Source organism: Bacteroidales bacterium, assembly GCA_012517825.1.
Classification (GTDB): domain Bacteria; phylum Bacteroidota; class Bacteroidia; order Bacteroidales; family JAAYUG01; genus JAAYUG01.
Genome location: JAAYUG010000180.1, coordinates 19,409 through 30,389, shown reverse-complemented (window position 1 = coordinate 30,389; position 10,981 = coordinate 19,409). Strand labels below are relative to the sequence as shown.

Sequence of the window (10,981 nt, the reverse complement as noted above, 5' to 3'; positions counted from 1 at the left end):
CTGTTTCAGAACAACCAGTTCAGCCCGATATAAATTCCCATTTTACCGTCTTCAGGATTAACTGCGTGCGCAACATCGGCCGCCACAATGAAATTCTCGTTGAGAGCAATGTGAAACCCTCCTCCTAATCCACTGTGCAGACTTTCTTTTTTGTTGGAAAAAAACGGCTGTAACTCAGCGGGAGGTTCGGCAGCCAGCTTGTACTTGTTTACCACCATTCCTCCATCATAAAATGCGCTTAAGGCCAGGTAAATATTCTGGTTCAGCCATACAGTGCGCAGGAACTTCCAGCGAAGCTCAAGATTTCCAAAGGCAACGCCATCCCCTACTACCCGGTTTCGCATTACTCCCCGTATCGTTTTGTTTCCGCCAAAACCATCACGTGTATAATCAGGTGCTGTATTGTAAGCAAACGGAAGCATATAAAACGGTATGGTTCCGGCAAGTTTCCCCTGATAACTTAAACGGTAAGCAAAAGAAAGCACCTTGGGCACGAGGGTAAAATATTGCCTGTGGGTAAGTATCAGGCGAATGTAAGCATTATCTCCGTTCCCGAGAAACGATGGCGCCATAAGCAACTGAGCTTCAGTCCATATTCCCTTCATAGGCCCGCGCTCATGATCCCGGGTATCATAAACAATTCCGGCTTTCAGCAACGTGTTATTACCGCCTTTGGCCTGATCTGCAGGTATGAGGCCGGCTTCAACATAACGGTCGTACAAAAGGGCAGTATCAGGCAGCATTTCATCGGGATCTTTGCCTTTATTCAGCTTGTCAATATCAACCGTACCAAGTTTCAAATGGCTGTATTCGATTCCGGCCAGCCAGCGCAGCTTGTCTGTTCCCAGCGGCCCCTGCAGGTCAAACTTGGCCCGCAACTGTTTCCTGCCCATGCGGTAAAACATTCGCGAAATATAGCTGTCACTTTTATCATCCATCAAAGCACTGTTAAAGACAGCCTCATACCCGTTAAATCCGTAAAAATCGAGCGCCTGTTCGGTCAGATAGCTCAGTTCCGCAGTGGTCCTTATTCCAGGAATTAAATGTTCTGAATCATACTGTAACATATTGATGCCGCTTCCTTTGGTATACCGGGACCATTCCAGGTAAAAATCATGCAGATACCGCGGATAGGTACTTCCATCACCATAATAATAAAACTCCGTTACAATGCCATACTGAAAGCCCAGATCGCTGTTGTATGTAATGGCAGGCACGGCTCCAAAGGTCCAGCCTTTCTTTATGGTGCTTTTTTTAGCCGGAATACTGTCATCCTGGGCTGAGGCCATAGCAAAATTCATCAGAAAACCCAGGCAAAGCAACAATGAGGTTAGGTTTTTCATAATGCCGGTTTTAAGGTTCGCTTGCCCAAATTAAAGAATATTTTCTGAGTTGCCATATGCGGTCTTGCGTTTATTTTTTATACTGGATGCAAATTCCGGAATTTTACACCAGTTCCTTATAAAACTCCTGGTCATGAAAAAAACAACTCGCATTCTCCGTATTGTTCTGATTGTGATTTTGTTACTTGTTCTGATCGGAACCATGTTCATCCGTCATTTAAGGCAAATGGCCCTTCCTGACTATAGCAGGAACATTCCTCTCAAAGGATTGTATGACTCGGTGGAAGTAATCCGTGATTCACTTGGCATTCCTCATGTTTTTGCCAAAAATGAACATGATCTTTACATGGCGGTAGGATACATTCTTGCCCAGGACCGCATGTGGCAGATGGATCTGTTGCGGAGGGTCACTACCGGCCGCCTATCGGAGATCTTCGGCAGTTCATTTGCTACTACTGATCAGTTGCTGAGGGCATTACGGTATTCCGACAAATCGAATCGCATTCTCGACAGCTGCAGTGCCGAACTGAAGACAGCTCTTCTCTCCTTCAGCGAAGGGGTCAATCAGTATCTGCAACATCAGGGGACCAAACTTCCTCTCGAATTCAGACTGCTTGGTTACCAACCCGAACCATGGGAACCTGTTCATTCGCTCAATCTGATTGGCTACATGGCCTGGGACCTGAAGTCGGGATGGAGCGAAATTATGGTCAATGAGATCGTGGCAAAGGTAGGCGATAGCCTGGCTTCGCAAATCATTCCCTCAATGAACTGGTATAAATCGTTTATTTATAACAATCTGCCTGCTGTATCAGGCCTGGCCTCTGAAATAATCAGGACAGACAGGTTCCTCGAAGAATCAGGGTTGCAGGTGTTCAAAGGAAGCAATAACTGGGTGGTTTCCGGAAAGAAAACTGCTTCAGGAAAGCCCATGCTGGCCAACGACATGCACCTTTCGTTCGGAATTCCCGGAATCTGGTACCAGATGCAGCAGATTATACCCGGAAAACTAAATGTTACAGGGGTGGTCTTACCCGGCCAACCGTTGGTTATTTGCGGTCATAACGACAGCATTGCCTGGGGAATGACCAATGCCTATGTTGACAATGTTGATTTCTTTTTGGAAACAGTAAATCCTCAGGATACCAATCAGTACCTTTTCAACGGAAACTGGCGGAATATGGAAATCCGCAAAGAAAAAATACGCACCAAGGAAGGAACGGAAATAGAAAGAATTAACCGATTCACCCACCGGGGGCCTGTTGTGTCATCATTCAAGGGTTTCGGCGATAAGGTTGTTTCCATGCATTGGCCAGGAGATGAATACAGCAACGAAATGCGCACGGTTTATCTTCTGAACCATGCTCATAACTGGAAAGACTTTACCAATGCCGTATCGACATTTCTTGCCGTAAGTCAGAATATTGTCTATGCCGATGTTTCAGGAAATATTGGAATGTTTTATGCGGCCGGTATCCCCATTCGTAAGGAAGCATCCAGGTTAGGTTTCAGGCCCGGAGATACGGATGCATATGACTGGAAAGGGTTTGTACCATCAAAAGACCTGCCGTATGTATTCAACCCTCCTTCAGGGTATGTGGCATCAGCCAATAACCGGCCTGCAGGTGACGATTTTCCCTGGTTCATCGGACGATGGTTTTCTCTTCCCTACAGGTACGACAGGATTTGCCAGCTTCTCGATTCGGCTGACAAAATGAACACGGATGATTTCGTACGTATTCAGACCGATGAAACTTCCCTGATGGCAAAAGAAATGCTGCCGGGCATTCTTTCTTCTGCCGGTCAGGCCGAAAACCTTTCTGCCCTGGAAAAACAGATCCTCGATACGTTAACAAGATGGGATGGAACCATGCGGGCTGACCAGACTGCTCCCCTGGTCTTTGAAACCCTGTACCAGCATCTGTTCAGGCTTTTGCTGGCCGATGAAATGGGCGACACCCTGTTCAGAAAATATTATGAGGAATCGTCAATGCCCAAATTTGCCGTGTATGCTATTTGGAGGAATCCCTGTTCCGCATGGTGTGACAATGTGAATACACCTGACCGGAAAGAAACCTTGTCAGATATCATACGGTTAGCATTTCATCAGTCTGTTGACTCCCTCCGCAATATGCTGGGCGATGATATCAGCAGGTGGAAATGGGGCGAAGTTCATACGCTTACGCTGGCACATCCCCTGGGAAAAGTGGCTCTTCTGGATAAACTTTTCAGGCTGAACCGGGGTCCTTTCCGCATCGGTGGGAGCTTCCACACTGTCCGGCCCTATTCCTACTCCTTCGGAACACCATTTACCGCAAACCATGGAGCATCGGAAAGGCATATATTCGACCTTTCCAACTGGGATAATTCGCTTACTGTTATTCCTACCGGAAATTCAGGAATACCCGGAAGCCCTTTCTACTGCAACCAAACCAGCCTTTATATCAGCGATGCATACCATCCTGATGTGTTTTTTCCCGAAAGGGTAAGGGGAAAGAAAATGGTATCGAACGTTTTCCTGCCGGTGCAAACCAAATAACGACAATAGAAAAAGTTCTAATAACCCAGCACCCAGGCCCTGGCATTAACAGTGTTCCTGTAATGATTCAGGTTGTCAAGAGCTTCTTTCTGGGTAGTATAGGAAGTGCAGCTCACGGCGTACATATTTTTCCTTGTTCGGGGAATTTTGGTTGATTCATATCCCTTTTGCTGAAGAAACTGCACGTATTTATCAGCATTGCTTTCGTTACGGAACGATGCCACAATTATATAATACTTCCTGGCAGGAGGAAGAGTCTGCTGAACCGGCAGGGGTTCTGCAACCGGAGAAGGTACCGTATCCTGCACCGAAATTTCAACCGGAGGCTTCTTGTGGAAAAACCGGGCAAATACCGATTTAACCCCCGGCACAACCTGGTGCCTGAAAACTATGAGACTGGCTGCTGCAAGTATGATGACAACAACAGCAATAATCCAGCCGGCTGAAGATTTTCCGCCGGTTGATGAAGGGGCTGGTTGTGTTCCCATATTATGGTTATTAGGATTGATAGTACGAAGTTATGTAAAAAATTATAAATCATTACAATAGATTACCAACAACCTTCTCTCAGGTCCTTTCCTGAATTGTGAAAATCCCGGTGAATACAATTGGTTCGCAGATTTTTTGTGACTCATATTCTGCCTGTCAGAGTGAATTTATTCATATACCAATCTGTTAATTGAAGAATTTTTATTTACTTTAAACTGGTGAAAATGTTGTTTCTGTTTGAGCCAGGATAATGCTTTTTCTCTTTTCATTCACTAAAAATTGCTTTGCATGAACGACCGAAAAGTTTTGGGAATTGATGTCGGAGGATCAGGAATAAAGGGTGCCATCATCGACACAAAGACAGGGAAAATGGTCACTGACAGGCACCGCATTGTCACGCCTTTGCCGGCAACACCTGACGCAGTTGCGGATGTCATCTATCAGCTGGTAAAGCACTTTAAATGGAAAGGCATTGTCGGATGTGGTTTTCCTGCCGCCATACGGAATGGAATTGCATGCACCGCCGCCAATATTGACAAGACCTTTATTGGCACCAACGTTGATAAATTGTTTTCATCGGTTTCCAAATGCAAGGTATATACAGTTAATGACGCGGATGCGGCAGGTATTGCCGAAATGAAATTTGGTGCCGGAAAAAAGCAGAACGGAGTAGTCATCCTTATTACGGTGGGAACAGGAATCGGCACAGTTATTTTTACGGGCAGAAAGCTGCTACCCAACACCGAACTCGGGCATATTTACCTTCCCAACGGGCAGGAAGCGGAGCGGTTTGCTTCGGATGCAGTACGGAAAAATGAAGACCTTGACTGGGCTTCCTGGACACCTCGCTTCAATATGTATCTGGAATACATGGAAAATCTCTTCTGGCCCGATTGTTTTATTATTGGCGGAGGCATCAGCAAGAAAGAAGAGTCCTTCAGAAAATTCCTCACTGTTCGCACACCGGTAGTTTTGGCTGAGCTGAAGAACAATGCCGGCATGGTAGGTGCGGCGGTATATGCCCGCATGAAACATGCAAAGTAATCCGATTGTCTATCTGCTAAATTCCAACGCTATGCATCCCGAATATGAAGTTCCCGTTTTGGGGAAACGCCTGGTCAGGTCGCCTCTTAATCTTTCCAAATCAGCAGGAGATGGAGTCTATGATTTTGTAACGGACGAAGACCGTATTCTGATGGATGCCACTCTGAAAAATTTTCAGGCATGCGCCACTTCCGGCACAGAACCCATATCGTTCGAAAAGGCAGGCCCCAGGGAATTTTTATTTTTCGAACCTGCCAAAACCAAAGCTGCCATTGTTACCTGCGGCGGGCTTTGCCCGGGACTGAACAATGTAATACGCGGACTGGTCATGACATTATGGTACCGCTATGGCGTTAAACGAATTATCGGAATACAATATGGCTATGAAGGATTCATTTCCAGTTACAACCATCCGTTTATTGAACTGACTCCCGATATTGTGGAAAATATTCACCTTTCCGGAGGGACCATCCTGGGCTCTTCCCGCGGAGAGCAGAGCACGGAAGAAATTGTGGACGCTCTCGAGATTATGAATGTTAATATCCTTTTCACTATCGGAGGTGACGGAACATTACGGGGTGCCCAGGCTATTTATGAAGAAATCAAAAAAAGAGGTCTCAAAATTTCCGTGGGAGGCATACCGAAAACGATTGATAATGACATTGAACTGATTGACCGTTCTTTTGGTTTTGAAACTGCTTCCTCCATAGCCAATGACATCATCCGGTCGGCCCATAACGAAGCAACCGGTGCTTACAACGGGATAGCCCTCATTAAGCTGATGGGAAGGGATTCAGGCTTTATTGCCGCCAATGCAGCCCTTTCCAACCAGGAAGTCAATTTTGTTCTTATACCGGAACTCGATTTTGATTTATACGGAGGAAGAGGGTTTCTGAAAGTCCTCAGAAAACGTCTGGAAGAACGACACCATGCGCTGGTGGTCGTAGCCGAAGGAGCCGGCCAACACCTGTTTGAAGACAGTACGGTTAAGAAGGATGCCTCCGGCAACATCCTTCATAAAGACATCGGATTGTTTCTTAAGGAAAAGATTCAGGAAGAATTTGACCATAAGAAATTCCCCTATACCCTGAAATACATCGATCCAAGCTACATTATCCGTTCCGCACCGGCCAATGCAAACGACAGCAAATTCTGCCTGCAGTTATCACAGAATGCGGTTCATGCGGCTATGGCAGGTAAAAGCGGATTTGTGGTAGGACACTGGAATAACGAATTCACTGTTTTGCCAATACCCGTGGCCGTAAAGAAACGTAAAAAAATATCCCTTGAAAGTGAATTATGGTATAACGTGCTCGAAACAACAGGACAGCCTGTGAGTATGAAAAACTGAGCACAAAAAATCCGGAGGTACTAAACGATACCGGAAAATCCCCAGAAAGCCATAGCCAGCAGTCCCGCCAGCAGAAGCGAAATCGGGAAACCTTTCATTGCTCTGGGCACATTCAGCAAATCGAGTTGTTCCCTGATACCCGCCATAAGTATAAGAGCAAAGGTAAAACCGGCTGCCATGGATGCTCCGTAAACTACGCTTTCCAGAAGATTGAAATTTTTCTTAATAGCCAGCAGGGTAACACCCAGCACAGCACAGTTGGTTGTAATGAGTGGCAGATAAATGCCCAGAGCCTGGTATAATGAAGGGTTTACCTTTTTCAGAATGATTTCAACCACCTGTACAAGAAAAGCGATGACCAGAATGAAACTGATCGTCTGCATAAACTCAATATGCAGGGGAATCAGAAGATATTGCTGAACCAGGTAGGTAACCAGATTGGCCAATGACATAACGAAAATTACGGCAGCTCCCATGCCCACCGATGTATTGATTTTACCCGATACTCCGAGAAACGGACAGATTCCGAGAAACTGGGTAAGTACCACATTGTTTACCAGCAGGGCAGCTATGACAATAATTACGTATTCCATATGCAGCTGTAATTGATTAAAGTGACAATTTTTTCTTTATGATATTGACCAGCGCCACCATATAGCCATAGGTTATAAAAGCACCGGGTGCAAGAATGAAAATGAGTATGGTGCTGGCGCTTTCCGAAACAAGCTTTATATTGAATATGGAGCCGTTTCCGAGAATTTCCCTGATCGAAGCAAGCAAAGTAAGAGCAACAGTAAATCCAACCCCCATGCCCAGTCCGTCAAGAATGGCCGGTACAGGAGTGTTTTTCTGGGCAAAAGCTTCAGCCCTTCCCATAATGATGCAGTTGACGACAATCAGAGGAATAAAAATACCGAGCGCCTGATAAAGATCGGGAACAAATGCTTTCATTACCAGATCAACAATGGTAACAAAGGTGGCAATAATCACAATGAAAGAAGGAATCCGCACCTTATCGGGAATCAGATTCCGCAGTAAGGAAATTAGCAGGTTCGACGAAGTAAGTACAAAGGTTGTAGCCAGTCCCATACCTATTCCGTTGAAGGCAGAGGTAGTAACCGCCAGGGTGGGACAGGTACCCAGTACCATTACAAAGGTGGGATTTTCCTTAAGTAATCCGTTCGTGAAGTAGGAAAGCTTGCTCATTTCTCAGTAAATTTCAGGTTCGTCTGTTATTGCTTTGTCATTTCACCTGTGTGCGTTGCGGCTGAGACGGAATCGACCTCATGGGACTGCAAACCCTTCCGGATTTTTCCGAAAACCACCCATGCTTTTGATATCCCATCGCATACTGCCCTGCTCGTTATTGTTGCCGCTGAGATAGCATCCACATCTCCTCCGTCCTTTTTTACTTTCAGCTTAAAGGTTTCTGGGTTTTTCCCAAGAAACTGATTTCTGAATTTGGGTTCAGACATTTTGGTGCCAAGTCCGGGGGTTTCCTTATGAGCAAACCCCGTTAAATTGTTGATCCGGCCATCGGGGGTAAAACCGACCACGAACTTGATCAATCCGCTGAATCCCTTTGTTGTGTATGTTTCCACCACAATGCCGGTCAAGGTATCTCCTGCAAATCCCAGGGAAGCTGTTAATGTATCACCTTCACTTACCGGTTCCTTAATTACAACGAGGGAGTCAAACGGAGGAATTGCTTCCCGAATCGCTTTCTCCCTTTTTACCTGATCGGTTCTGGCAATAGGATCTTTTGTCTTGAGGTATACAAACGACAAGGCTCCGCTCATCAGCATGGCAATCAATGTGAGTGCCAGAAACATGTTTCTGAGGTTTGATTCCGGTTTAGGCATGACGCACCTCCTCTCCAAAACGCCCTGGTTTAATATAGCGGTTAATTAAAGGAACAAAAGCATTCATGAACAGAATAGCAAAAGATACTCCTTCGGGATAAGCCCCCCAAACCCTGATAACGACTGTCACAATTCCAATTCCAATAGCATAGATGATCATACCTGGTATAGACATAGGGGAGGTTACATAGTCGGTAGCCATATATATTGCTCCCAGAAGAAGTCCTCCGGTTAAAAGATGGAAAAGCGGATCAGCATACCGTGAGGGATTGACAAGCCACAGAATAGTAGTAAAAGCGGCTACCGTAAGGATGATGGTAACAGGGATGTGCCATGTAATTACACGCTTCCAGAGGAGATAAATAAAACCAAGCAACAGGGCTCCGGCGGCTATTTCTCCGAGCGAGCCTCCCATATTGCCAATGAAAAGCTGCTGATAATCGGGCATAGCCGAAGCATGCATCAGCTCCGTCACACTCGACCCATTCCTTATCCCTTCTTTCAGAATCCCCAGTGGTGTTGCACCTGTAACAGCATCGGCATAACTGGTTTCGAATCCCTTTGGCAAAGGCCAGGTAGTCATCTGAACCGGGAAGGAAATCAAAAGAAAAACCCTGGCAACAAGAGCCGGATTGAAGGGATTGTTTCCCAGGCCCCCGAAGCTCATCTTGGCAATTCCAATGGCTACCAGTGCACCAAGAATAATCATCCATACAGGAAGGTTGGCCGGAACATTAAAGGCCAGTAACACACCGGTAACCACAGCGGAACCATCGTCAACGGTGGGCTTTACCTTCATCACAAAGCGCTGTATAATATATTCAAACAGCACACAGGAAGCAACAGAAATGGCGGTAACCAGAACGGCCGCATAACCGAAAAACCATACAGATACCAGAAAGGCAGGAATCAGGGCAATTACCACATGCATCATCAGTTTGCGGATGCTGTAGTCACCCGAAATATGGGGCGATGGGGATACAATAAGTTTCTGATTCATTTTCTATTTTCTTGAACGAATTATCTTATTAACCTCAGATTTACCCAAACGGATATAATCAAGCAAAGGCCTGTCAGAAGGGCATATATAACTGCAGGAACCACACTCAATGCAATCCATAACCCTCTCATTTTCCATGCGATCAAAATATCTTCGTTCGCTCATGGCCATCAGGAGATAGGGTTCCAGCCCCATAGGACATGCCTGGACGCATTTGGCGCAACGAATGCACACCTTCATTTCGTGACGCCGGGATTCTTCAAGAGGCATAACCAGTATGCCCGAGCATCCTTTCCCTGCAGGAATATCCGTTGACGGGAGAGCTTTACCCATCATTGGACCACCATAAAGTACCTTGCCGGTATTCTGTGGTAACCCTCCCGCTGCCTCAATCAGTTTTTCAATCGGTGTACCAATCCTTACCAGAAAATTTCCGGCATTTGGCAGTTGTTTTCCCGTAACCGTAACGACCCGCTCAATCAGCGGTTTGTTCTTCTGAACAGCTTCGTATATGGCATAGGTAGTCCCGACATTTACCACTACGGTTCCAACATCAATGGGCAGTTTCCCTGACGGTACCTCCCGGCCCGTAACAGCTTTGATCAGTTGTTTTTCGCCTCCCTGCGGATATTTCACCCGAAGTGGAACAACAGAGATGCCAATATGCCGCATAGCCAGGTCGCGGAAAAGCTTTATGGCATCGGGTTTATTGGCTTCGATACCCACAAAAGCCTGATTAACTCCCAGTACTTTCATGAGGATTTTAATGCCGGTAAAAATTTCAGGACCTTTTTCCAGCATCAGCGCATGGTCGCTTGTGAGAAATGGCTCGCATTCCACTCCGTTGATGATAACCGACTCAGCCTTTCTTCCCCTGGGAATGGTCAGCTTAACATGGGTTGGAAACGTTGCCCCTCCCATACCAACAATGCCTGCCGCAGCAATTTTCTTCAGGATTTCCTCAGGCTGAAGATTGATATCGGGTTTGTGCTGGGGAGTTCGGTCAATTTCTTCCATCCATTCATCGCCTTCGGTCTGGATACTGATGGTCATTTTTCGGTAACCACCGGCATCCATCATCAGGTCCACCTTGCTGACCGTACCTGAAACCGGTGAATGAACGTTGGCAGAAACAAAACCATCAGCTTCCGCAATAAGCTGACCTGTTTTCACCTTGTCACCTTTCTTTACAAGCGGGCGGGCCGGCATTCCCAGATGCTGAATTACCGGCAAATGAACCATTTCGGGAACCGGAAGCACCCGGATTTTCTTACCGGCAGTTAACTTGTTTTCTTCCGGATGAATTCCACCTTTTTTGAATGTTCTCAACACGGCTGTTTTAACTTATGTATA

Annotated in this window: 10 protein-coding genes; 3 read left to right on the top strand and 7 right to left on the bottom strand. The window is 46.1% G+C overall.

Annotated features, from left to right (window positions below; genetic code table 11):
• Window positions 1–5 precede the first annotated feature (5 nt).
• Window positions 6–1,343, bottom strand: coding sequence for a BamA/TamA family outer membrane protein (locus tag GX419_12650; protein ID NLI25544.1), 1,338 nt, complete (start codon window positions 1,341–1,343; stop codon window positions 6–8).
• 133 nt (window positions 1,344–1,476) lie between these two features.
• On the opposite strand from GX419_12650, the gene GX419_12645 reads away from it, so the two are divergent.
• A complete protein-coding gene (locus tag GX419_12645) occupies window positions 1,477–3,882 on the top strand; it encodes a penicillin acylase family protein (protein NLI25543.1) in 2,406 nt (801 codons plus the stop codon).
• Between the two features lie 17 nt (window positions 3,883–3,899).
• Here GX419_12645 and GX419_12640 read toward each other — a convergent pair whose 3' ends face one another.
• Window positions 3,900–4,370, bottom strand: coding sequence for an SPOR domain-containing protein (locus GX419_12640; GenBank protein NLI25542.1), 471 nt, complete (start codon window positions 4,368–4,370; stop codon window positions 3,900–3,902).
• 289 nt (window positions 4,371–4,659) lie between these two features.
• Here GX419_12640 and GX419_12635 point away from each other — a divergent pair, with 289 nt between their 5' ends.
• Together GX419_12635 and GX419_12630 are read left to right on the top strand one after the other, a co-directional pair.
• Window positions 4,660–5,415, top strand: coding sequence for an ROK family protein (locus GX419_12635; GenBank protein ID NLI25541.1), 756 nt, complete (start codon window positions 4,660–4,662; stop codon window positions 5,413–5,415).
• Window positions 5,416–5,446: 31 nt separating this feature from the next.
• Window positions 5,447–6,766, top strand: a complete 1,320-nt coding sequence (locus GX419_12630; GenBank protein ID NLI25540.1) for an ATP-dependent 6-phosphofructokinase — start codon at window positions 5,447–5,449, stop codon at window positions 6,764–6,766.
• Between the two features lie 20 nt (window positions 6,767–6,786).
• Here GX419_12630 and GX419_12625 read toward each other — a convergent pair whose 3' ends face one another.
• Genes GX419_12625 through rsxC form a run of 5 tightly spaced genes read right to left on the bottom strand, consistent with a single transcriptional unit; the run spans window position 6,787 to window position 10,960 of the window.
• On the bottom strand, window positions 6,787–7,359 hold the full coding sequence (locus GX419_12625; protein ID NLI25539.1) for an RnfABCDGE type electron transport complex subunit A: 573 nt from the start codon (window positions 7,357–7,359) through the stop codon (window positions 6,787–6,789).
• Window positions 7,360–7,375: 16 nt separating this feature from the next.
• Complete coding sequence (locus GX419_12620) at window positions 7,376–7,972, bottom strand: electron transport complex subunit E (protein NLI25538.1); 597 nt, start codon at window positions 7,970–7,972, stop codon at window positions 7,376–7,378.
• 26 nt (window positions 7,973–7,998) lie between these two features.
• Window positions 7,999–8,598: an RnfABCDGE type electron transport complex subunit G gene (locus GX419_12615; protein NLI25537.1), complete on the bottom strand. Its 600-nt coding sequence runs from the start codon at window positions 8,596–8,598 to the stop codon at window positions 7,999–8,001.
• Window positions 8,599–8,620: 22 nt separating this feature from the next.
• A complete protein-coding gene (locus GX419_12610) occupies window positions 8,621–9,628 on the bottom strand; it encodes an RnfABCDGE type electron transport complex subunit D (protein ID NLI25536.1) in 1,008 nt (335 codons plus the stop codon).
• Between the two features lie 3 nt (window positions 9,629–9,631).
• Window positions 9,632–10,960 (bottom strand): electron transport complex subunit RsxC, encoded by a 1,329-nt coding sequence (gene rsxC, locus GX419_12605; GenBank protein ID NLI25535.1) that lies wholly within the window; start codon window positions 10,958–10,960, stop codon window positions 9,632–9,634.
• Between the last annotated feature and the right edge of the window lie 21 nt (window positions 10,961–10,981).